The 23220-nt window shown below is 43.2% G+C and carries 17 protein-coding genes and 1 other RNA gene; 3 read left to right on the top strand and 15 right to left on the bottom strand.

Translation table 11 applies throughout. The features are described from left to right. Position 1 precedes the first annotated feature (1 nt). Genes VTAP4600_RS09005 through VTAP4600_RS09015 form a run of 3 tightly spaced genes read right to left on the bottom strand, consistent with a single transcriptional unit; the run spans position 2 to position 7774 of the window. On the bottom strand, positions 2-451 hold the full coding sequence (locus tag VTAP4600_RS09005; protein WP_102522492.1) for an SMI1/KNR4 family protein: 450 nt from the start codon (positions 449-451) through the stop codon (positions 2-4). 14 nt (positions 452-465) lie between these two features. Then, positions 466-7461, bottom strand: coding sequence for an RHS repeat-associated core domain-containing protein (locus VTAP4600_RS09010; protein WP_102522493.1), 6996 nt, complete (start codon positions 7459-7461; stop codon positions 466-468). Further along, positions 7448-7774, bottom strand: coding sequence for a hypothetical protein (locus tag VTAP4600_RS09015; protein ID WP_145958569.1), 327 nt, complete (start codon positions 7772-7774; stop codon positions 7448-7450). The genes VTAP4600_RS09010 and VTAP4600_RS09015 overlap by 14 nt, the downstream gene beginning before the upstream one ends. A 947-nt stretch (positions 7775-8721) precedes the next feature. Between VTAP4600_RS09015 and VTAP4600_RS09020 the strand changes: the two genes are divergently transcribed. Beyond that, positions 8722-9096 (top strand): hypothetical protein, encoded by a 375-nt coding sequence (locus tag VTAP4600_RS09020; protein ID WP_102522495.1) that lies wholly within the window; start codon positions 8722-8724, stop codon positions 9094-9096. A gap of 270 nt (positions 9097-9366) precedes the next feature. Here the strand turns inward: VTAP4600_RS09020 and ffs are convergent. The 11 genes from ffs to VTAP4600_RS09075 all read right to left on the bottom strand — a co-directional run bounded on the left by ffs (position 9367) and on the right by VTAP4600_RS09075 (position 21898). After that, an RNA gene (gene ffs, locus VTAP4600_RS09025) (signal recognition particle sRNA small type) lies at positions 9367-9463 on the bottom strand. A 442-nt stretch (positions 9464-9905) separates the two neighbouring features. Continuing rightward, entirely contained in the window at positions 9906-10517 is a 612-nt protein-coding gene (gene cas6f / locus VTAP4600_RS09030; protein ID WP_102522496.1) for a type I-F CRISPR-associated endoribonuclease Cas6/Csy4, read from the bottom strand. Positions 10518-10533: 16 nt separating this feature from the next. Then, positions 10534-11577 carry a type I-F CRISPR-associated protein Csy3 gene (csy3, locus tag VTAP4600_RS09035; RefSeq protein ID WP_102522497.1) on the bottom strand — a complete coding sequence of 348 codons (1044 nt, stop codon included), beginning with the start codon at positions 11575-11577 and terminating at the stop codon, positions 10534-10536. Positions 11578-11583: 6 nt separating this feature from the next. Continuing rightward, on the bottom strand, positions 11584-13671 hold the full coding sequence (locus tag VTAP4600_RS09040; RefSeq protein WP_102522498.1) for a type I-F CRISPR-associated protein Csy2: 2088 nt from the start codon (positions 13669-13671) through the stop codon (positions 11584-11586). Positions 13672-13673: 2 nt separating this feature from the next. Further along, positions 13674-14888, bottom strand: coding sequence for a TniQ family protein (locus VTAP4600_RS09045; protein ID WP_102522499.1), 1215 nt, complete (start codon positions 14886-14888; stop codon positions 13674-13676). A gap of 53 nt (positions 14889-14941) precedes the next feature. Next, entirely contained in the window at positions 14942-15115 is a 174-nt protein-coding gene (locus VTAP4600_RS25930) for a hypothetical protein (protein ID WP_172443105.1), read from the bottom strand. Between the two features lie 93 nt (positions 15116-15208). Continuing rightward, complete coding sequence (locus tag VTAP4600_RS09055) at positions 15209-15826, bottom strand: hypothetical protein (protein WP_102522501.1); 618 nt, start codon at positions 15824-15826, stop codon at positions 15209-15211. 10 nt (positions 15827-15836) lie between these two features. Further along, a complete protein-coding gene (locus tag VTAP4600_RS09060; RefSeq protein WP_102522502.1) occupies positions 15837-16832 on the bottom strand; it encodes a PDDEXK family nuclease in 996 nt (331 codons plus the stop codon). Between the two features lie 12 nt (positions 16833-16844). Then, on the bottom strand, positions 16845-18599 hold the full coding sequence (locus VTAP4600_RS09065; protein ID WP_102522503.1) for a hypothetical protein: 1755 nt from the start codon (positions 18597-18599) through the stop codon (positions 16845-16847). A 3-nt stretch (positions 18600-18602) separates the two neighbouring features. Then, complete coding sequence (locus VTAP4600_RS09070; protein ID WP_102522504.1) at positions 18603-20381, bottom strand: restriction endonuclease subunit S; 1779 nt, start codon at positions 20379-20381, stop codon at positions 18603-18605. Then, on the bottom strand, positions 20381-21898 hold the full coding sequence (locus VTAP4600_RS09075) for an N-6 DNA methylase (RefSeq protein ID WP_102522505.1): 1518 nt from the start codon (positions 21896-21898) through the stop codon (positions 20381-20383). The genes VTAP4600_RS09070 and VTAP4600_RS09075 overlap by 1 nt, the downstream gene beginning before the upstream one ends. A gap of 177 nt (positions 21899-22075) precedes the next feature. Here VTAP4600_RS09075 and VTAP4600_RS09080 point away from each other — a divergent pair, with 177 nt between their 5' ends. Then, a complete protein-coding gene (locus VTAP4600_RS09080) occupies positions 22076-22474 on the top strand; it encodes a hypothetical protein (protein WP_102522506.1) in 399 nt (132 codons plus the stop codon). Between the two features lie 125 nt (positions 22475-22599). Here the strand turns inward: VTAP4600_RS09080 and VTAP4600_RS25775 are convergent, their stop codons facing one another. Then, entirely contained in the window at positions 22600-22749 is a 150-nt protein-coding gene (locus VTAP4600_RS25775; protein ID WP_145958570.1) for a hypothetical protein, read from the bottom strand. Positions 22750-22825: 76 nt separating this feature from the next. Between VTAP4600_RS25775 and VTAP4600_RS09085 the strand changes: the two genes are divergently transcribed. Beyond that, positions 22826-23191 carry an elongation factor Ts gene (locus tag VTAP4600_RS09085; protein ID WP_102522507.1) on the top strand — a complete coding sequence of 122 codons (366 nt, stop codon included), beginning with the start codon at positions 22826-22828 and terminating at the stop codon, positions 23189-23191. Positions 23192-23220: the final 29 nt, after the last annotated feature.

The following is a 23220-nucleotide window of genomic DNA, read 5'->3' on the forward strand; positions in this document are numbered from 1 at the left end:
ATCAATCTTCAAATAATATTTCTAGCAACAGATCGAAGCTATCAGCCACTTCATAAATATTACCTAAATAATTTCTACTTCTTTCATCTTCAGCATCCCAAAAAACTATCTTTCCATGTTTAACCTCAGACAATACTAAACAAATTAAATCGTTTGTATCGCTACACGCAATTGGGATATATGAATCAGGCAACCTACTTTTATATTCATTGTAATTCCAGTTTAAGCAGCTAGATTCAACCTCCCTGTCTATGCCAAAGAAAACCTGGATGCCTCCAATTTCCTCAGAATGCCCTTTTATAGGAAACGCATCTGGAGATGGACTGCCGCCGTTAAACTTTAATAGAAATTCTTTATAGCTAGTAGGAAACTCTAACTCAGTATATAAAGCAATTTCCTTTAACTCTGATTCAGATATAGATCTACCAGGGTTATCAATTGTATCTAACATAGTATCACTCGCTGTTATCCTCCAGAAAATCCACCATCGTGACCAGTTTTCGTATGAATATCACGCGGGACAAGCTGCATCGTTGTACCATCTTGATGGTGATGCCAAACATGGCCTTCTGGGGTCTTTTTATACCCTCCAGCTTCATTTGCAGCTTTAACATCTTTCCTCCGACTACCAGTAAATTCGATTTCCACATCCTTTTTCGAAACACTGGAGAAATCTGGATGTCCTTTTTTGTCGAAAGGAATACCTGTTTTCGGATGCTTGCCGCCAGCCAAATGCCCGTTGCGCCTTGCTCTCTTTGTAACCCTATCATACACACTCTCAGCGACTTCACCCCCTAATTTTAACTTACGCTCGACTATTGCAATGCCAATTGAGGTGGCGACACTCGTACCGAATGCGCCAGCCGATATTTTGTCATTAGAATACAGGTCAAGGGTGTCCGATATGTCATGCATTGCATCATAACTACCGACGACAACTGAGCCCAAACCTGTAAAGCTGAACGCTTCTACAAATGCGTCCGTACAGGTAGAGCCAACGCACTTATCTGAATTCCATCCTTGGATAAAACCAAGGTCATTGCCCCAACTGATATCGACACTGCGTGAGGGAGCGAACCCATTCCCATTTTTATAGGTGGTATAGCCATAATTCGCATGGGAGCCGTCACTATTGCCATTATTGGTATAACTGCCGCTCCCTCCACCACTGAAGAAGTCCGTCACGCTGTCCCATGCATCACTCGCCCATTCGGAAAACGTTTTGTAACCCGTTGGGTCCGTGTACTTCAACGGATTATTCCAAACGTACGAATACCGGTTAAAGCTGTTGGTTTCGAATGGCGCTTGGATGTAAGGGTCTGCGCTGGTAAATCGGCCCAGCTCGGGGTCGTACACTCGGCCATTCATGTGGATAAGGCCCACTTCAGTGATGGCTTCGTGCCCTGTGTAGCCTCGGTTGGTTATCGCTTGCTGCAATACTTCTGCGGGGTTATTGCTGTTACGCCAACTGACTTTTCGCTGTTTCCCCCAAGTATCATAGCTTCGGCGCTCTACCACGTTGGCGTACCCATCGGTGATTAAATCCACGGAATTGAGCGCGTCGTAGTGCAGGTAACGCACTTGTTTTTGTTTTGGGGTGTTATTTGCGTTTCGGGTTTGGGTGTTCAGGGCAATCAGTTTGCCATCGGCGTAGATGAAGTGCTGATGCTGCACTTCGCCTGTTTGGGTATCGGTGACTTTTTCATAGCTTTTACCGAAGTAGAAGGTCTCTTTGCCGTCACTGGTTTTCTTTCGGTAACGGTTGTGGTTGGCATCGTAAAAGAATTCGACCTTTTTGCCGTTACGGGTAATGCTCTCTGGTTTATTGAACGCCGTCCAAGTCAGAGTTCGCTCGTCGGTTTGAGCGCCCAATTTCCATGCGCGTTGCATGTTGCCCGCCGCATCATAAGCGTAATTGAGCCCATTCGCTTGCGTAACCGCATGTGGCCCTGCGTTCTTTTTACTGTATGTATAACCGCCAATGCCTGTCTTGAACTCGATGTTGCCTACACTGTCATAGCGGTAATCAAATGCACGAGTTAAGTCGGTATTGTTGACCCCGTGCCTTGTTTTGTCGGCTAAGGCAAGGGTATTTCGTTTCACTCGGTCTAAGGCATCGTACTGCCAGTTGTCCGTGATACCCAACTCTTCATCAAAACGGGATTTGACGTTATTGTGCTGATCATAACGGTAGTGAAGAGAACGGATCTGTTTTCCAGAATTTGTGGTTTGGATCCGCGCCGCACGGCCCGTATTGGCGTTGTGTTCATACGTATTCACCAACCCATTGCCTAACACTTCTGAAAGAGTGTGGTTATAGGCATCGGTATCTCGACGCTGCCAATAGTAAATGTATTGCTGGCCGCCAACAGACGCTTCTAACTCCGCTTGTGTCAGCATCAATTGCAACTCATCCGCTTGACCAAATTGAGTGGGCGCGTTGTCGCAAGCTGCCCAGCGGTGAGTTAACGAAACGTGTTTTCCGCCGACATTTTTTGCATCTTGGCAATAAATACCACTCAGCTGTGCAACCTGTTCCGAAAGACTGATCAGCTTGTCTGCTAAACCGGCAAAGTGTTTTTGCTTCTGCGAGGCCAATTTGGCGGCTTGGTCCAAATCATCGGCGGTATAAACCAACGCTTGCTTTGTTTTATCATCCGGTTGTGCGACAAAGACATCGTGTTCACTGTATAACGAACGCTGACCGTTACTGGCTGTTTTCACCACAAAGTCGTGCTCTTGCGTGGTCGCATGAGCAGAAAACTCCGCCTTAGTCACTGATATTAGTGACGTGCTAAAAACTCGCTGGGTTCCACTGTTGTGTGAATACCTGGAATCGAGGCGGTAAATGGGCCCTTTAACCACCGCTTCAATAGGAAAAGACGTCGGCACACCGATGATCACCCACCCCATCGGTTTTAGGTAACAATCTCCCTCGGTATTACACCACTGGGCAAATTTGTGTTCATTACCCAGCAAGCCGACAGAAGCGGCGTCCAGTTGATGCTCGTTGATGGTTGAGTTTCGCAACTGTTGCGCTTTTTGTTTAAAATCGACCGCCTGTGTTTGATATCGCTCTGCACGGGTAAGGTAGCCGTTGGCTTTCTCTAAGGCTAAGCGCAGAAGCTGACGAATTTCATGAATAAATTTATCGTTGGAATAGTCATCGTCGGCCGCACTTCGTGGGCTTCGCACCGCCGATTGATAGCCGTAAGGGTTATATACGTACTCGACCTCAAGTCGCCCTGTGTTGTTTGCGCCCCCGTTTGGCCTGATTTCTCGTTGCAGGCGCTCAAAACCATCATAAGAATACCCGGTCGCCAGTCGTTCTTGACCACTGGACACCGTCACTTGCTGAGTTAAGCCATTCGCATCGTAGGCGTACTCGGTGGTATTACCATGTCCTGTGAAGCGAGATAACGTCCCTTGCGCACCATTTTCATCATAAACCCAACGTGATGTTTGCCCGCCTTCTTGCTGAGTGAGCTTACGGCCAAGGGAGTCATAAGTGAGCCGGGTTTCGGCCCCATTCACATCACGTTTATAGGTTAATTCACCCAGTGCGTTGTATTGATAATGCCAAACGCCCATATCGGGATCATTGAGATCACTTCGGAAACCGAGGCTGTCATAACGTACATGGGTCGTATTGGATTTAGAGTCCGAGCTGCTGCGAAGTTTGCCATCTGGATAGTAACGATAGGTTTGGAAAGCGCCGAGTGGCTCATTCTTACGCAAAATGTAGCCCATGACATTGATCGTAACGTCTCTCTTTTGCATTTTGGCATCAGTCGTCTCGGTTTTAAGCCCGTCATATCGGGTGGTGAACCGTGACCTATTGCCGTTTGTATCCGGCTCTGACTTACTTATTTCGCGGTTTAACACGTCGTAGCTAAAGGTGACAAATGGCGGCGTTTTCTGGGTTCGAATGAAGTAAGGACGCGTCACTTGGGTTTTTCGGCCGCTGATATCCCAATGGGTATCCGTGCTCACCCACTGCCCGTTAAACCCCTGATGTAACTGGCGAATCTCCCGCCCAGCATAATCATAATGGGCAATCTTCTTACCGCCTTCCGCAGGGCTGTAGATGGTGCAACTGACGGTTTGGGGTAAGGCATAAGAACACGCATCCCCCAATTTGTAATCTGTCGTGCTTGTGTTCCCTTTGCCTGGCAAGGTTTCCTGAGTTACACGTTCAAAACTGTCATAACCAAATGTGCTGATTCGATTTTTTAATGCGCTTGTTGTCTCAAACAAAAGACCACGTGCATTGTATTTAACGCCTGTACGGTGTCCTTTCGCATTGACTTGATATGTTAAATCTAGGCCATTTGGATCGTATTCATATTTTGTTATTCTTGGAGTAAACCCCGTGCCTGATAAGGTCTCACTCTTAGTATTCCCCCATTTATCATACTGCCAAGCTATGGAGGTCGATTTAGAGGCGAGGGCACCGCTTTCATAGTCCGAGCCTAATACGGTCTGCTGCTTCATAAAACCGGTGTTATGGTAATCAAACTGCGTTTTAGTTGTGCGGCTTAAACCTGTGCTGTTATCTTTTAGCACTACCGTTTTTATTTCAGGGGCAAAGAGTGTCCAAAATTGACCGCCACTTTCCGTCACCAATTTAGGGACAGAAGAAGCCAGTTGCTGTAACTCCCTTTTGCCTCCCTGATTTGTGAATGACATCTGCCCGCAAATATGGAGATTGGCGCTATCAAATTCTGCTTTCGACGCCGTGCTCAAATGACCCGTGACCACGCTTCGGTCATCAAGGGTTTGTACCTTGGGGGTCGATAATCGGTAATAATTGGGGTTTCGCTTCGCTAGGATAGGTGTGGTAACCGGCATCCCTATGAGCACAATCAGATCGTTGGCTTTAAAGTAAACCTCACCATTCTCACTGCAGTACCGAGTAAAACCGGCTTTAAACTGAGCCAGCTCAGGTAACAAGTGAGTCGAATTTCGGTCCAATTGATAAACGGTTCTATTCTGGTGTTGACCGGGGGACAGGTACTGATTGACGGTGGTTTGGGTGTAGCTGCCCGCGTGTGCTTGCTCACCGGTAAACTGACGGACTTCCTTTGTCACATTGCCGAATCTATCCACATTTCGAGTGATGGTTTCTATCCGCTGTGCAATTTGAGTACCCAGTGTAAAACTTTTTCTCTGCACCTGATTGGCATAGGTTTGATAATAGTCTGCGTCATAACCGGGAAAGGTTTTACTGTGATATTGATACGTCGCCTCTGACGTCTTTTTCCCATTTTTAATGACTCGCACTGATTTAACACTTCCGGCCAGTGTTAAGTCTTCTTGTTCAAATTCTGTTTCCGTGCGGGTGGTGACGGCGGCGATTTCCGTTTCTGTGACCGTTGCAAAGCCGAGAAAACCACCGCCTTGTAAATGAGAAAGCGCCCCAGCGTAATGGTATTGATAGTGCGTTTTGGCGTAACCTTGCGGCTGTTTTTCTACCGTATAAACCAGCTCGACGGCTGGGGTGACAGACTGATACGGGAATGACTTAATTGCCGAGCCTTGAGTATAAACGTTGCTATCCGTCGCGGGTAAGTAACGAATGGTGTAACTGACGCCATGTTCGGTGACTTTTGTTAGCTTATCTTGCTGATGCGCGACAGAAAGCTGCCTATCTACGTTGGCGGTATTACTGCCACGCGAAAGTATGTCTACCCACCCATCTCCGTTGATGTCTTGCAACGAATACACTTCTTGGCTTGCTTCGTAGAGAACGGTTTCACTGATCTCACCGAACAGGTTCTGATAGAACGTATTCTTTGCCACCAACTCTGGGTACCCATCGCCATTAATATCAGCGAAGTTAATGCGATCTGTGCTTTCGACCTTGAATTTCGTTTTGGTCGGTTCGGTAAACGTGTTTCCTGTAAACAAGTAGACATATAAGTGATCACTCCCGCTCGATGGCCCCATGATCACATCTAGATAGCCATCGCGGTTAACGTCTGCCATGCTTTTGAGCTCTAAACTTCCCGCAGAGGGCAATGCACCCGATAGACCGCCGGAAATTTCATAGGCATAACCCCCGTTGACCACATCAAAACGATGTTTGTCATCAATACCATCGCCATTAAAGTCAGCGATTGAAAATCCCGAAATGGTTTCAGTGATCCCATCCCCGTCGATGTCACCCGCATTCAAACCATTCGATGAGTATTGACAAGAATTGCCAGTACATTGAGAAAACTGACAATATGGCGTGAATTCACCTTTGCCGTTAACATAGCTTGATGCCAAGTTGTACTTACACTGGTTCAACGCTAACTTAGGCTCGCCAAGCTTACCTTTTAGCGTAAATGATGCAACGTTACTGTGTGTGTTTCCTTGAAGATCTTTAACTTGGTATTTGCCCGTTTGGGTATTTTCAGACAGGACGCCATACGCGGTAGCCTGACCATCTCGATCCTCATCGTAAAAACGTGGCGCCTTTAATCCCGTGCTTTGAAACCCAGACCATTCAACGATTGGACGGCTCTGCCAATCAAACAGGATAGAGGAGGAACATCCCTCTAGTGTGCAGTATTGTATGCGTTCGAGTAAGGTTCGTGAGGTTGCAGAAGACACTTTATGAGTGAGCTGATAGGTGCCGACTTTAACGTGAGCGGCATCAAATGTGTTGATGGTAGACATGAGTCTGTCTTTGACAATCTGGTCCCCACCTAAATAAAAGCGGCGTACATCGCTTCTTGTTTTGTATTCAAACGTCACCTTCCCGCCAGCATAAACGACGCTTTTTATGAGTGGCACCCCGTTCTTTGTACCAAAATCGCTGTACTGGTACTGAATGGTATTCTCACCAGAAGCATCGGTATCGGAATTCAGTAGCCATTGATATGCATGCTTACTTTTGGGTAACGTTGCTCTCGCTTCCGCTTTATGGCCATATTCGCGCACGCGCCCATCTTGCGTCCACACTTTAAAAAATTCGGGGCCGCCTGCATTGCGGCCATATGAGACGACTTTTGCGTAACCATTTTTCTTCGTGCGATACTCGGTTAAATTGCCACCATCGGAACCGGTAATCGCAATCAGTCTTTGCCCATCAAGACAGTAACGATCTTCCGCGTCAAATCGAATTCCGCCTCTTTGGTGATCGGTTATCAGATCCTGTCCACAACGCGTAATGGCAGAAACCCCACGCAAACTCCACCCCATACCGAGCACGTCACTATTACCATTACTGCGATAAGCCAACCCGAGTTGTGGTTGATGAGCTGCTCTCCCCGGCGAAACAGTTATTGGCAACGTATAATTCGCCTGCCCACCAGAAGTTTGGTATTGACCAGAAAGGACAATTCGTGCGTCCCCACTGGGAGAAGAAGCGATCGCATGTGGGCCATTCACAACAAAAATAAATACCGCTGTGAGCTTCAACAGTATATTCAAAATAGGGCGTAATACTTCCATGGCGTTATTTGTTCTCATTAATTGCAACAAGAGTGTTAAGGCGAGTGCGCAGTTCGGTCAAGTTAACTTCTGGGGATTCATTTTCGGGTTTCATTACACCTAATCCAATATTCAATTGGTTAGTCTCTTCTTCAGCATTGACGGCGATCAATTGCTGTAAACTAATCACTGGTGATGGGTATTCATTTATTGAAACATTCCCATCAGATTCAGCCAATACTAAATTAGAATACTCTGAACGATATTCCAACGTCATCAGTTCTAAATAAAACAATTTAGAACAAATAAAGATTGATATCGCAGCGGTTACAAAGAAGACACACTTCCACATACAAACACGAATAAATGAAATAAGACGAGACTTTAGCGTTTTAACACGTAACATCAAACAAATTGGAGTGGATTGTGATTCATACCTCAAATACTAACAAGCTAACTTATTTGCATTGAATATACCTCCTATTTCTGCTTAAATTAACTGGAATTAAAAGGCTTAAAAATTAAGATATTACTGATTTTGGTTGTCCCCAGACGGCTATGAATTATACCCTTGTCATTACGGAAACCAACAACTTCAACCCTCGTAGCCGTTACCATCTATTTTTCTGCCACTTAGGTTAGTTTAAACATCATCAAGGTGTTCTTCAGGCAAGCACGACTATTTACTTCATGCGTTTTTAGTTGCTAAGTTGCAAAAATCGACTCCATCGGGTTATTTTTAATGTGTTCCCAATGTTCTATTGGATAATGGCTTTGTTACGAAAACCGTTGGAACAATATTAGATTTTTCGGTTTTCTAAGCTACCTAAACCTTCATCAACTATTGCAACAGAATAACCAGAATCATTGCTGAAAAGTGCGATATTTATCTTTTAATTACCGCCAGGTCAATGAACAAATTCACCCCACCTTCGTGAGTGACTGATTCATCAGAAAAGGTTTCCACTAGTAACATTGTCAGCCCCAATAGACAGACTATCTACAGTAATTTTTTTGAGCCAACCCAAATAAAGCTTTTAGATGCAATTAAATAAAGGCAAAAAAAATACTGAACATGAGTTTTTACACCACTGCAGGAATGAATTGAATGCGATACTTATCTCACAACTAAATTTAATAAGCTAACTAAAACAATATTCACTTTACAGACAAAGGACGCATGGTATAGTTTTTAGCTTTGCTGAACTCCCTCTATTAACTTTATTGGTAATGTATCGGCATATTTATAATCTAATCACTCTCTAGATTGCTAATGAGATGAATATACGGATCGGAAATATGAAAAAAATTATTTTGGCGATAATGCTAATCGTTGTAGCACCTTTTTCGCTAGCACAAGAATCGACAGGCCCTATTCAAGAGCTAAAAATATGTGCGACTGGTGATAAAGGTATCGGTCAATGGATACGCTTATTACAATTTAAAGTTGACAACAAATGGTACTCAACATTGGCAGATGCATATGCAGATCCTAGTGCAGATGCGGATAATCCACTAACTACGAGTATAATAATGATGGCATTTTCTCAAAATCTAACTATCAAAATACGTGCTACCAACAAGAGTTGGGCTCCCTTACACAGCCGATGTGGAATCACTAACGGAACGGTTTTTCATGGTAACAACGGTGATCACATCACAATCACTCGCTAAAATCTCTTCATAATGACAAAAACAAAAGGTTCTCCATATGCTATTGGGTAGTACTATATGTGTCATTTGGATTTTTCGAACAAGAAATTCACAGGCGTTTGATTTACTAAATTATTAAGTCTACTCGGTATTCAAACGTTAGTATTCAGTTTAAATACCAGAACAAAAATTAATGATGAGATCCAGCACACTCTTACCTTGAAAAAATAAAACCCCACAAACTCTAGATAGCAAAAAGCCGCTAATAAAAGCGGCTTTTCTAATGGGTGGAAACCCCAGCTACATCCCGGCACACAAGTCACTCGCTGCGGCTGCTTTCTTCCGAATCTGACCGAGTTCACGAGCTATTGTTGCGAGAGAACCAGGGTCTCCATTGATTTTTGTCTTTGTGAGCATCTCGCCAAAGAGTGAGGTGATTATCAGCCATCCCTCCCTTCCTTTGCAAGCTGAAAGCATAAGAATTTTAAGCATTTTAGTCTAAGTGCTTAACTATCGTTCACTTCCAGTCTCTTGCGAAACTGCAACAAAAAACCACCAAGCCTAAACTCAGTGGTTTTAATTACATTCTGCTTGTTCAGCAGGCTGGATGCTCTCTTCCAGGCCTATTCTTAACTGCCTATTCGGCAGGTCACTGTTAGGGTCTAATTTGAACGGTTTGTATCGTTTCCTAGCTGCCTATTCGGCAGGTCACTGTTAAACATAGACTCTAATTATATGATTCACAAACTAAACACGCACAATCATGCCAAATACCCTTTTTTCTTTGCGAATTTTAACACTATATTTTTAAACGATAATTTTTATTCCATTTAATTAGGGTTAAAGCGAAAGTCTGGAACGGTTCCTCGCCAATCTTTATTTGTGGCAAACCCGTAACAATTAAAACCAGTCGCTACTGACTCGACTGTCTGCTCTCTTTGTAGGTGTAAGATAAAGTCTTGTCCTGATGAACCACTGGAAATTGGTACTTTGTGAAAATGTTCAAACTCACGGATTTCGTTAGCTTTAGGTAGGTGTTTTTCGTCAATGGTTTCTGATCGCACTAAGCTCCGCTTGATTCTACGTTTTTTAGAGCCAACAAAACTCTTTCCTATGGCTTGATTACGAACAAATCTAAGCTCCGGAAGCTCATTGGGGACTTCATCAACAGTCGATACTTCAAATAGTCCCTCATTTACCATCAATGAAAAATATGGCTGAAAAGACAGTCCTACCAACAGATCCTTGTTCGCAGCAACAAAAGCTATGCTATGGCCTACAGATTCACTGCACCAGCTCGGAAAACTAACACCAATGCTACTTTTCGCCTGAGGATTGTTAGCTGCAAAGCCATGCATTTGTTCAATACACCGACCAGCTAAGAGCCCACAGTCTGCACGCTCAGGGATATAACGTATCGTAAAAAAGTATCGTTTGGGCATCACGTCATCACTTGCCTTACTTAGACTCAGACTTAAACTTAGAGCAGTTAAACAAACCGCCCTTAATCAACACCGACATAATAAAATGGACGTCATTAGGAATAGTTTGCGACTGTTCCATAGTCTCAATCCACTTCTCGGTATTACGAAGCAACTGATAAAAATCGTTTCCCGATTTAGTGTGCCTTCGAGCAATAACATACTCTCTGTCAGCACCATATTCATTAACTCGTAAAGGCTTATCGGCCTCTTGGTGCCACCAATCGTCTATCGACTGTAATGCAGCACCGATTTTCTGCGCATGAAACGCAGCCGTCTCTTGTCCAGAGCTTAACTCAACCGTTGCCAATTGTTTGGTTGGCAGGCCTTCTTGACGACTATCTAGAAACTCTTGGCTAGGGTAAACCTCATCTCCCCAACCAACACCAATCTTTGCCTTAACGTCCATGTAAAAATACTCAGACTTGTCAGACAGTGCTTTGGCTAAATAGACAGTAAGACTTTCGAGACTCTCTGTCGCCTCTTTGCCCCAATGCCCATACCAAGAAAGTCTTTCAGCATTTTCGACCGTGATGGTATGTGAATCACTGGTCGTAACTTCAACCGTTATTCCCCGACACTCTCTATTACGCCAAAGCCATGTGCCTAACAAAATATTTTTGGCATACCGCTGGGCAAGTTCTCGATACCCATTCAGCTCTTTGTAAATATGGGCCAAATGTGTGAGTTGCTCTCGAACGTTGTCGTCACAGCACACATCAGGACCTAACGAGTTAGCTCTAATTCGTAATGAAAATGCACAGTAGATCTCATCGACGCCAGGGGTTACATAGCACTCTTCAATGAACTGAGGGTTGGCATAAGCCAAATCTTGAGGCGCAACATTTTTGGGTTGAAACTTACTACCCTTGTAGCCTTCAGCATAGCCACCTTTAGGGGCTCGCAAACGAGTTCTATCGATTGAAAGCGGGCATATTTCATCACTGTTACCTAAGTGATAGAAACACGCCTTGCCCGATGAAAGTGAACGTACATAATTAAGCTGACTACAGAGTTCCATAAGCGACTAATTCCTATCCTTTTTTATAAGAATAGTTTCGCCACTGCATTCTAGCGACCAAAAGGCATGATTAAAAAAGTGATCTCTCCCTGCAAATCGAACTTCTATTGGGTTAACTCGTTCAGCGATACCTAATGCATTTTCCACATATGCGTGACTCCCCGTTAGGGCGTTCTTACGCGTTTTAGGTTGCTCTAGAAAATGAAAGCCAAGAGAAATAGGCAGAACATCATGATTCCTCTCTAATGACGCCTCAAGCTCATCGAGGTCCTTTGGTTGTTTATCACACGCATACAACCAACTGCCATAAGCTGGTAAGCCTTTTAACGAATAGAAAAGATCGGTACAACCGTTAAAAGTACGCAACCATTTCTTGTTCGATGATATAAGCGGTTGAAACAAAGTCCCCCCAGCGAAGGTGAACGGCAGCGAGGCTTTTAGAGCCGTTGCATAGTCCGATATTCTGTCATTACTTTTGACCTTGATAACCAAGTCTATTTCCAGATCGGTTAACATCTCTCGCCTAATCGTAGGGCGCATAGCATTAGATATTGTCCTAGCTTTCGCCAACGAATTCGGTTCTGTCAGCTTTGCTGTATTGCGAATCGCTTCACTTCGTACATAAAGAGCGAAACTAGAAAACTCGAAGTTAGCACTACCATCGATTAACTGGTTAAACTCTCTTTGGTAGTGATGCATAACCCCCCAGATAGCCGTCAGTGACGGCGCACCACAAAGGTAAGGGCTACTCATTGCTACCGCGTCTTGTATTCGCAAAGACGACAGATAAATATACTGTTCTTCATGCACCGGGGTAGTGGTATTGTGCGGCTGGCTTAGCTTATCTAAAACCCATTTTACTTGGGCCTTAGCGACTTGCATTAGCTTGGGGTGATAGGCAAACTTTCTGGCAAATTCATTTTCTTGAAACGCAAAGTGCAAACGCTGGTTAAACAATGTCGCTAAAGATTGAAGCTCTGACTCCGGCAGTGTAAGAAAGTTTTGAACTAACTGTTCGGAATGCTCAATTAATGGCTTCTTCGGCTCAGATTCAGCCAAGTCTCTTAATTCAATCAATGGCAGTATCCACAACGCAATTTGTCGACGCAGTATCTTTGCTTGGTCTTTTCGTGCCTTCGTTCGCTGTTTATGTGTTTTTAAAGGTTCTGCGCCAATCAAGTGGCTCAACACCTTACAAATTTTAGAGTTCGTGACCTGATAGTCATCAAAGTAACGGCCGCTTTTTTGACGGCTAACTGACAAAGTCTTTTCCGAATTGAGCCTGGCACCAATCGGGTAGTTGAGCACTTTCATATAGCCACCGACGCTACCACACAAATTGCCGATACTGGCAGAGTTAGGCAGTGACATAGTCACAAAATTAAGGGAACTATTTGGATCTCTGCGCCTACACTCTAATTCTCTTTGTATTGCATGACTCACAACCGGTGTTACCGATAGGTAATCATTCCCCCAAGGAAATCTGAGTTGCTTACTATATGAGTTAACGTATTCAGGTAATGTTGATACCGGCAATTGCGATTGAATCGTTTTTTGAAAAAGTACGAGATCTTTCACATTTAAGCCCAGATCTTGAAGCAGTTCGAGCCAAACGGGATTTCCTTGCTGAGCCAAAAAGAGAACATTTGCAGGCTTTGACTGCCAATTAAACGAGTTCAAAATCCACTGTGTATGGCGATAATCCGCTGCGTTATGTGCCCAACCCAAGCTATATTCTGATACTGCACTAGAAATAAATGACTCTGATGTTGGCAGAGGCTTTGCTATTACCCGCTGATCTTTTACACGGCAGTCTGGAAATTTCAGATTATGGGTATGAAGCCATTTGATTTCCGCTAGCGAATCTTCAATGTTCTCGGTATTTTTTAGATGTCTTTTTGCCCGTTCTTCATCTAGCCAATCGGCACACTTGTCGCCTTTATGGTGTGAGCTTAAATTAACTAATATAGTCAAAGCTTCTTTTTCGCAACCGTCAATATCGACGTTTTCAGAGTACGGCATAAACACCTTTTTCAAGGTTGCTTGCTTCACTATGCTATCTTCAATTGCAAGTAAATCACTAAGTTTTTTCATGGTTACCACTCTGGTAGATACACACTAAGACCATCGCTTTCAGAGCACATTCTTGTCAGTTTCGTTTCAATCACGCTTCTCAACGTAAACGCAGATTCATGGCTCGCTATTTTAATGTGCATTCTAGGGCGGATAGCGGCTTTGATTTCACCAAACTCATAAAGCCGATAGACTTCATCGGTAACACATGAAAGCAAGCTAGACGCTTCTAAAGGGCTTAAAAGAACATCGCCGATGTTTCCTTTAGCGGTTGCTGGGCTATCAGCGACTAAGCGGGTGAGATAAGCCAACACTTCGGTAAGTACGATATTTTTGCTCAATTGGCGGCTTGGTAACTGCCGACACCCTTTTAACAGGCTTCCAAAGACTTCAGAAAAGAACATCTGCTTCCAGTCTTTCACTCTCACCTGTTCTGCCTTTTTTACTCGTTCGTCTAGGTCTTCTTTCAATATGTTAGGCCATGAAACACAAGACTGGACGAAAGACTCAAGATTGATGTCATCAAGATCACCATATCGATTAACGTACCACAGCATAAATCCATATCGTTCTGATACGGTCATCTCTTGTGCCATGACACCGCTAGAAGCTTCCGTTTTACCTCCAGACAACCAAAGCGCCACCATGTATTCTGGTTCAGGCGCTTTTCCGCTTTTGCATCCGATCAAATCAAATCCGCACTCGCACTGTGTTGCACTTTCCGTCATTTGATATTCGAGTAATGAACTGCACTCTGGGCAGCGATGGAGCAATTTGCAGCCATGAAGATGACAAGCTTGATAGGAAATGAACTGCCACTGCTGCCGAATATATGGTGCGTCTTCTAAGCACTGAGGGCATATAGGTGTGAATCGCTTTCGAATAAGCGCGTAGGGGTAATCCGTACCAAAACGGTTAAGAGCTTTAAATTCTGGTGAAAATTTTGACTTAGAGTGCGCTAAAGATAGCTTGAGCACGCCAAAATTATTGAGTTTGAGCTGCTTTTCAAGATAGATGAAAACGCGAGCACGCATTTGACTGGTGGTTTGCGCGTGGTAGATATTGACTAGGTTCAGTTCAAGAGGGAATGCACCAGGAATCGCTTCATGCTGCTCCATCGTGTCATGCCAGATGTCTTCCGCGAAATGAGAAAATCGCTCGTAGCCTTGCTCTTGCGATAAGCGCAACAAGAAGCTTTCGAGCGATTCGTCAGCGTAAAGTTGAATGTCTGTATTCACATGTCACCACTAAAACTTAGATAATCTAAGTTTTAGTATTACAGCTAACTCTATTAAATCAAATCGATTAAGAGCAAATTGTGACTAGAAACGGATGCCTCGCTTGCCACCTTGGCATTGAGGGCACTTTCTTTGAAATACATCGGTCCCATTCGCTCCATAAACAGCCCCACATCCAAATTCAAGGCATTCGAGTTTGTAGGAGGCTTGGCAATGATCATTGCCATCCATACCCCTAGTACCATGATTCTTCTGGTTATTACGATTTATATAACCGATTTCAGTTGTTTTGGTTGTACCGTTTTTATACATGGATGACCTTAGATAAGTGACTTATAAGATGAGAAGCCAATCAAACGAGTACTGGTTCCTTGGTTCCTAAGTCCCAGTCGAATGCAAATCATCTTGTATATATCTGGAGGAAATCCCCCTTTAAAGTCCCACTCATCAGAAGCATTTTTCATACGTGCTACACCAGAAATAGTGGGGTACTTTCCACCCAAATTATTATCCACAATGTACTTCGATAACTGCTTGCTCGTCCTAAAATTCAATGGGCGCATCTCTGCAATCAATTCTTCCATTTCTCTTACTTCATCACTTTCTGGCCTAGATTTTGTCAGACTTAGCTTCGCATAAGATTCTAGTGATTTGCCGAAATTCTGAACTTTTTTTGCTGGTAACTTTCGATTATCGGTTATAGTTTGCTTGACATGAATTTTGGCGGTCTTGCTAACCTTCGGGTTATATAATCTGCCATCTTCATGTAACTTAGATAAAAATCCGATTTGCGCTTCAAACTTATCTGACGTTTTGGAATGCGTGAATACATAACACCCATTTACCTTCAGATTTATTTGGTCGTAAAATAAACCTCTCACACTTAAGGTGATTTTTTTATCGTCCAGATCTGCTAGTAACCCTTTTAATTCGTTCATTAATTCAATCTCAATTACTCTGAATTACCTCAAAGCCATCCAGTTCTACACGCTCAATCAAATTGTATATGTTCCCCACGCCCCATTGGTTCGAGATGGCGATGATTTCACCTGATTCCAATTCAATTGTTTGACCTTCTTTCATGTGGAACCGCTTGCGGCGTTTCTCATGGATTTCAGAGACAAGGGTGAATACAGACTTTCGCAACACACCGTTAAATGCCGCTTGTAACTTATCTAAGTCTTGCGGGTTGTGTTTCTCGATCCAATCGCTCAACAATGCGTAGGATAAGTGACGTTTATTATATACGGCCCCTTTGTATTGGTACTCAGAATAATCTTTATCAACATAATTACTACTTACACGCTGCTCTTGGCGCTTCTCACGAAATTTAACCTGATACTCTTCCACTTCTGGCACGGGAATAATTTGCTCGGCGTTGATTAATACATCATCTTTGTAGCGATAAGGGGCTAAACGTACACAGCTAATGTCGATGCCTTTGTCACGTAGCCATAGTACCGAGGTAGTCAGCTCTTTACCGAAATCAGCAGATGCTAGAACAATTCGAACATCGTTACCAAAATCGTCAAGACTGCCTTCATCTAAATCGACAAAATCAAGAATTTCTTGTCTTGCAACGATATCGAGACCTTCTTTCTCGATATATTGCTCGAAGTAGTCACACGCTTTTTCAAACGTCATGGTAGAGATCATGGCTGCGTAACGAAGGGCTTGAAGTTCCATATGAGCGCCTACATCATCACGCTTTAGTTCAATGACCACCAAGTTTGCGTTTCTGTCGATGGCTAACAGGTCAATACGGCGACGACTATCTTCCCAGTCGGAGAACTCTTCAGAAATCACCAGGCAATCGGGTGCAATGGCATCAATGCAGCCTTTGAGAGCTTCTTGTAAATCTTGACGCTCTTGCAAGCCTTCAGCTGCAAATGTTGTTGGTCTTAAAGCGGTGAGATTTTTATTAGCAATGTTATATAAGCTCATAAGTAAATCCTATTAAGCACTCTCTGTAAGTTTTTTGCCCTGAACCTTCGGTAGTTCTAAGTTACTCAACTCGACAGTATCTCCTACAGAATGGTGATTAAAGTAAAACAATCTTCTTTTATTTTCACCACGACCATCCGCAGACCATTGCTTTTGCTCGGAAAACTTTAAAGTGAGTAAAATACCAACTCTACCTTTTTCTAACTCTAGCGTTTGTTGAGCTCCACCAACCTCACTCCAAAGAGCAATATTACTACTGGGTTCATAGTTCAATCCTGTAGCCGGGTTAATATCTCCAGTTGATCTTTGTGTCATACCGTAAGGTGAAATAGACAGTACCGAACAACCCGGCTCCTCGGTTAACATCTTTGCATATGTACCTGGCCACCTTTGCGGAATTTGAGGACCATCAAGTAAAAGAGCAACGACAAGATCAGGGCCTAAAGATCGTAAAACAGGCGCAATAGGATCTTGCCTTGCCAAATCTTCACAAATCAAAGGGCATATATGAATGTAATCATCTTGGTAAGAAATTAGTTTTCTCTCTCCAGTTGAGCAATTCTCCCACCACTTTACTTTGTCGGTACTAAGTACATGCCCTAAACCGTAGGTATTTAACTGAGTCTCATCAAGAGCCCACCGGTGGTGTTTCTTCTGGTTTTCACCAACATACCTGTCAACAAATCGGTTCTCATAAAGTAGGTCCAAGCTATTCTCACCATAAGTTCCTCTGCAATCACCTTCACCAAAAATACCAAATATGATAACTGGTGGTGTAGTGCCCTTTGCCAAAAAGTGTGCTCTCAAACCTTCCAATAAATTTCTTTTATCATTGGAGTTAACGGCGCACTCAGGAATGACAACAAGATCGGGGGACTGCTCCTCACAAGACTCTATTGCATATATAACCATCTGACATGTTATTGCGTGGTGATTCACGTATGCGAAGAAGCCAAACCCTTCATCCATTTGTAAAGTTGGTTTATCGTCCTGCTCGAAAAACTCATCTTTGACCTCTAATGGCCAAGGAAGAATTAACACATTGTATTGATGAGACTCTCGCGACTGTGTTGAATTCCCTACAAGTGCTGCTACCTCGACCCCAGGCTTAATATATGCTAAGTCATGGCTTAAGCTATTTAGCGAAATGCCTGCTTGAGGGGTATGACTTTTAAACTGAATGACACCATTAGTTTTATCACATTGAGATAAACTCGAAATGATTGACCGCCCTTTTCTCGCAACCAATTTTTCTGAATATTCGTTAATCAATGGAGGGGAATTGCGATAGAGGTAGCTCTGAATGCGATAAGCACATGCATCGCTTGCGATGTAAAGCTGAAATAGAGCTCTTAAGTATCCTGAGTCTTCCAAAAGATCTTCTATCTTCATACTTACTCTACTTCGGCTAAACAGTGAGTAAAGTAAACTGTAGAAACGTGAGCTAATAAATATTTCCTGCGATGTTTCAGCCTTAATCAAAGACTCTCCCCAATTACGACCATGGCCGCTGTGAAACTGACTTAAATAATCAGTTTCGTTTTCAAGGGACACAATTTTCTGATACACATCATACGTATCAAAAATTTTCGCCAAAACGTGGAATGTATTCATTGGCCAAATGAGACGTGAGAACAAGTCGTCATCAATGCTGACTGAGTAAAAAGTTTCTTCATTTTTGATAGGCTTCAATCTAGCAAAACGTCTTGCATCTCCTGAAGCTTCATCATCCCAAAGCATATTTTTCAAAAAAGTAGCCAAAATCATACTTTATACCGCCTGCTCGACAATGGCATCAGTAAGATGTAGTTGTGTTGTTTGAGACTCTTTTAAGCTACCTTTAAGTTGTTCGCAAATGCCCAATAGTTCATTAGCTTTTTTAACTATTTGTCTTTGTTGACTTAAAGGAGGGACTGCAAGCACTACACTCCACAACTTGTCAGACACCAATTTGCAAGTACCATGTGAAGAACGGTCTACCAAGTCGACCATCTCATTCTTTATTCCTTTCATTACAACGAGCAGAAACTCTGGCTCAATATAATTGTAAATAAGAGCTTTCATATCTTGATTAATTACTACTGGCTTTTTAGTGAGAGCTACAGGGAAAGAATGTGCGAGTATCATTCCCCTAACTACCATCAGTAGACTGTTTTCTGGAATAAGTTTAATTGTCGTTTCCAATACAGCTTTCTCTGTAACGCTATCGATCGCCGATTCGATATAATCTCTTTTCATATCTTTCGGAGATACCCACGGAATACTACCTCCCCAATATTCAGAGTTACCTTTTGATGGAGTCCCACCACCTAAGTCATATCCAAGCTCACCAAAACGACACCACTCCCACCCTTTCGGCAGTTCAAACGGCTTTTCATCATCAGCAATCTGCGGCAGTGCTTTCTGCTTTTTGATTTTCTTCTCTTTGATTAACTGCGCTTTTTCTTCTGCAATACGCTCAAGCAGCTTTGCAGCAGGTTCATCATTCGGGTCTTGTGGGACAAGCTTACCCATAACTGCCAGTTGCAGGATGGTTTGTTTTAGCTGGTCGATACTCGCTTCGGTGGTGAACAAGGTATCGAAATGCTCGCTGATTCGTGCCCAGTTTTGCATTAGCTCTTCGGCATCAGCAGAGTTGGTTAGCGTGTCCAAAAGCGTTGTAACCAGTACCTGATGCGCTTCAATGCTGGCTTCGGTTTGTTGCTCTAGTTGGTCGCAGAGTGTCATGAGTTCATCGACTTTGGCGATGATTCGGTGTTGCTCTTCTAACGGCGGCACTGGAAACTCAAACATTTCTAGAACTTTTTTACTCAGTCCTTCAATCGCCATTCCTACCTGTCTTCCCCAAACAAGCTTTTGCACCATTGGAGATAAAATCCCTAAATGTACAAATTGACTCATCTGACGTTCTATCAAACGAATAATCGTAACGTGTTGACTAACATTCGCTTCAACCAAGCTTTCTGGAAATACTGTCGAACGACCAAGCGACGCTCCTGTGATGTTTAATAGAACATCACTGGGAATCACTTTTGTTTTATCCATCTTTTGATGAACTTCCACTGGTATGTAGGCTATATCATCCAGTTTAATTCCTTCATTTCGTACATTCTGCGATCGTAAAAATGGTATGCCTTCTGTGGTATAAACATTTTTACCTCCCCTAGGGGTACTGCCAGAACCCAGCTTAGAAGTCAGATTTCCCAATCGAACCATAGACCACCCCTTGGGTAAGTCATTAGGGATATCTTCGTCCAATAATGCTGGAAGAGCTTTTGTACGAGAGATTGTTTTATCTTTCACCAACTGCTCTTTTTCTTCCGCAATGCGTTCAAGCAAAACAGAAGCAGGCTCATCCGTTGGTTCTTGAGGTACTAACTTACCACGCACCGCCAATTCTAAAATCAGTTCACGCAGTTTCTTAACGCCATACAGCTCGCGCTTTTTGCTGCTGCCACGACCAGAGGCTGATTTGGTTTTAACGGTTGAAGTCCAAACGTCGATATTGTCTGTAATCAACTGGTTCATAGAGGTTTGTTCTGCGCTCATTATTTACTCTCACCAGTTGCAGTAACAGACGTTGAATCTACCGATGATTTCAGCGCATCACCTAAAATATCTTTGAGCTGATTGCGAAGCTGTGAGATCTCTTGTTGCTGCTGTTGGTAGTTCTCTAGTAGCTCGTTTGGATCGTGGCTTATCACTTCACCTTGATACGGGTTTTTAATATCTAGGTTGAAGTTGCGCTCAATAATGTCGGCGATTGGCACTTTCCATGCGTGATTGTTCTCTACACGGCTAGCAAAACCGTCTTCTTCATTGCCCCACCAATCGATCTCTTGTTGGAACTCTTCAAACTTCATTGGCTTGGTTTTGCTGTAGTTCTTCACACCTTCTGGATATGGATGTTCGTAGAACCATACATCTTTGGTTGGCTTACCTTTGGTGAAGAACAGAATGTTAGTTTTGATGCCTGTGTATGGGTTAAACACGCCATTAGGTAAACGCACGATGGTGTGCAGGTTACACTCTTCGGTTAGCATCTTTTTAATTTTGGTTTTAACACCTTCACCAAACAAAGTGCCGTCTGGCAGTACTACCCCTGCGCGGCCGCCACTTTGCGTTTCTGAGCCTTCGTCTAACACTTCGATGATCAGCTGTAAGAACAAGTCAGCCGTTTCACGCGTCTGCATTTCTGCAGGAAAGTTCTTTTCAATACCGTCTTCTTCTGTGCCACCAAATGGAGGGTTGGTCGCAATCACGTTAATGTTGCTGTCCCAGCTTGAAAGCGGTTTGTTTAGCGTATTGCCGTGTTTGATTTGCACAGGTACTTCAATGCCGTGCAGCATCATGTTGGTGATACACAGCAGGTGTGGCAGTTGTTTCTTTTCAACACCGTGGATCTGCTTTTGCAGTGTTTGGTGATCCGCTGCCGTTTTCACGTAGTTGTCTTTCACGTGGTCAAACGAACACGCAAGGAAGCCACCCGTACCCGTTGCTGGGTCCATAATCGCTTCGCCCAGTTTTGGGTCTAGTCGGTTAACAATAAAGCGAGTCACAGCACGAGGCGTATAGAATTCGCCGGCGTTACCTGCGCTTTGTAGATCTTTTAAGATTTGCTCGTAGATATCACCAAACAGGTGGCGCTCTGAAGAGTCAGTAAAGTCTATTTCATTCAGCTTGTTGATCACTTGGCGCAGCAGCGTGCCGTTTTTCATGTAGTTAAACGCATCGCTAAATGCTTCTTTAACAACAAAGCCGCGTGGGTTTAGATCAACAGGTGCGGTTAGGTTTTTCAGCTTGTAGAACAAGTCGTCGTTTACGAATTCAAGCAGCGCTTCACCCGTAATGCCTTCGGCATCTTGAGCCCAATTACGCCATAGGTATTGTTCTGGGATAGGTGATTTGTAATCGTCCAGTTCTAGCTCTAACTCTTCTTCTTGAGCGTCAAATACTTTAAGAAAAAGTAACCAAGACATTTGACCAAGGCGCTGTGCATCACCGTCGACACCCGCATCTTTACGCATGATGTCTTGAATGGATTTGATTGCTGAACTGATAGACATAAATCACTGCTTTTATATAACTGAAATTGGGCGGAATTATAACAGAACTTAGATCGAAAATCTGAAGATAGAACGCTGAATTTATTAGTGGTTTTGTGACCAGTATGTATACTATTTTTGTGGGAAAAATAATAAATACAAATAGCTAAAACGTCATTGGTTAATATTAGGGATAATATGAAAATTGAATGTCCACGCTGCAAGACTGACAACAAAATCGAGTTTGCAGAAAATATCACCTGTAAAGAGTGTGAAAAGAGCTTTAAAGGGTTTAAGTTTAGTAAGCGGCGGTTTGTTTCAGCGTCTTCAGCTTTGTTTGTTGGGGTCGTTGGCGGTTATACGGTGAGCGATAAGCTTGAAGAAGTCAGATACCCACTCAAAGTTGAATACGCAATTCTAGATACATGCGTTAATGGTTCTGAGAACACTCTTTCGGTTAGATGGTATGAAAGTAAGCGAGACGCCTGTTTATGTGCTCTGACAAAAACCGAACAAGATGTGTCTTATTCGGTGTACAGTTCAGACCCAAGTACTTTTTTTGACAATTTTCACTTTAACGCTGAAAGTTGCAGTTAAAAAAGGCAGCTATTGGCTGCCTCAAATTCGCATACTAACGTTTTGGGGTGTTGCCACGGCCTTTGCCTGATGGTCCACCCGTTTTGCTTGGATAGTTCGGATTTTGCTTGGTCATGATGACGCTCCTATTTAGATTGTTTTTGGTTGTTTTCTGCTGCGCGCTGAGCTCGTCCAGCAAAATCCCCTTTAGGAACTTGGCCACCATTTTTTTTTGCTACATTACCTTGAATACGAGCAGCGGCTTCCGGTGTCATTGGTGCTTTTGATTTAGTCATAATTTTTCCTTTTTAAATTAAGTAATAATGCGTCTTCGCTAAGACAAGGTAATAATAACTAACGAGGTGGGGACAGATGGGGACACCGAAAAAACAAAAGCAAATTCAGCAAGCTCTGGACGCTTTAGGTTGGAGTCACCTCACATTTGCAGACGTTCTTTACGATGAATTATATGCTGATGAAAATGATGATTTTAAAGACACTGATAAAGATGAAATTCGAAAACTAGCGCAGAACCTAAAAAAACAATTGCAACGTGAATCCACTTCAGAAAAGCGGCTAGATATTTATCTACGAGTACTATTTGAGCATCCGGCTTATCAAGCTTTAAATTTGGATTCAGTGCTACCAAAGCATGTAGCTCACAGCTGTCTTTCCGATGAATTATCGCAACGATTGACTCAGCTATCGTCAAATTTAGATCGTTCAAGTAAAAGCTAAAAAGGCCGCAAATAATGCGGCCTTATCGT

It is taken from the genome of Vibrio tapetis subsp. tapetis (genome assembly GCF_900233005.1).
Classification (GTDB): Bacteria; Pseudomonadota; Gammaproteobacteria; order Enterobacterales; family Vibrionaceae; genus Vibrio; species Vibrio tapetis.

What these genes read in the sequence shown, in the direction of transcription:
- VTAP4600_RS09005 (WP_102522492.1), bottom strand. Translation starts at nt 451, where the DNA reads ATGTTAGATACAATTGATAACCCTGGTAGATCTATATCTGAATCAGAG.
- VTAP4600_RS09010 (WP_102522493.1), bottom strand. Translation starts at nt 7,461, where the DNA reads ATGAGAACAAATAACGCCATGGAAGTATTACGCCCTATTTTGAATATA.
- VTAP4600_RS09015 (WP_145958569.1), bottom strand. Translation starts at nt 7,774, where the DNA reads ATGTGGAAGTGTGTCTTCTTTGTAACCGCTGCGATATCAATCTTTATT.
- VTAP4600_RS09020 (WP_102522495.1), top strand. Translation starts at nt 8,722, where the DNA reads ATGAAAAAAATTATTTTGGCGATAATGCTAATCGTTGTAGCACCTTTT.
- cas6f (WP_102522496.1), bottom strand. Translation starts at nt 10,517, where the DNA reads ATGCCCAAACGATACTTTTTTACGATACGTTATATCCCTGAGCGTGCA.
- csy3 (WP_102522497.1), bottom strand. Translation starts at nt 11,577, where the DNA reads ATGGAACTCTGTAGTCAGCTTAATTATGTACGTTCACTTTCATCGGGC.
- VTAP4600_RS09040 (WP_102522498.1), bottom strand. Translation starts at nt 13,671, where the DNA reads ATGAAAAAACTTAGTGATTTACTTGCAATTGAAGATAGCATAGTGAAG.
- VTAP4600_RS25930 (WP_172443105.1), bottom strand. Translation starts at nt 15,115, where the DNA reads ATGGCAATGATCATTGCCAAGCCTCCTACAAACTCGAATGCCTTGAAT.
- VTAP4600_RS09055 (WP_102522501.1), bottom strand. Translation starts at nt 15,826, where the DNA reads ATGAACGAATTAAAAGGGTTACTAGCAGATCTGGACGATAAAAAAATC.
- VTAP4600_RS09060 (WP_102522502.1), bottom strand. Translation starts at nt 16,832, where the DNA reads ATGAGCTTATATAACATTGCTAATAAAAATCTCACCGCTTTAAGACCA.
- VTAP4600_RS09065 (WP_102522503.1), bottom strand. Translation starts at nt 18,599, where the DNA reads ATGATTTTGGCTACTTTTTTGAAAAATATGCTTTGGGATGATGAAGCT.
- VTAP4600_RS09070 (WP_102522504.1), bottom strand. Translation starts at nt 20,381, where the DNA reads ATGAGCGCAGAACAAACCTCTATGAACCAGTTGATTACAGACAATATC.
- VTAP4600_RS09075 (WP_102522505.1), bottom strand. Translation starts at nt 21,898, where the DNA reads ATGTCTATCAGTTCAGCAATCAAATCCATTCAAGACATCATGCGTAAA.
- VTAP4600_RS09080 (WP_102522506.1), top strand. Translation starts at nt 22,076, where the DNA reads ATGAAAATTGAATGTCCACGCTGCAAGACTGACAACAAAATCGAGTTT.
- VTAP4600_RS25775 (WP_145958570.1), bottom strand. Translation starts at nt 22,749, where the DNA reads ATGACTAAATCAAAAGCACCAATGACACCGGAAGCCGCTGCTCGTATT.
- VTAP4600_RS09085 (WP_102522507.1), top strand. Translation starts at nt 22,826, where the DNA reads ATGGGGACACCGAAAAAACAAAAGCAAATTCAGCAAGCTCTGGACGCT.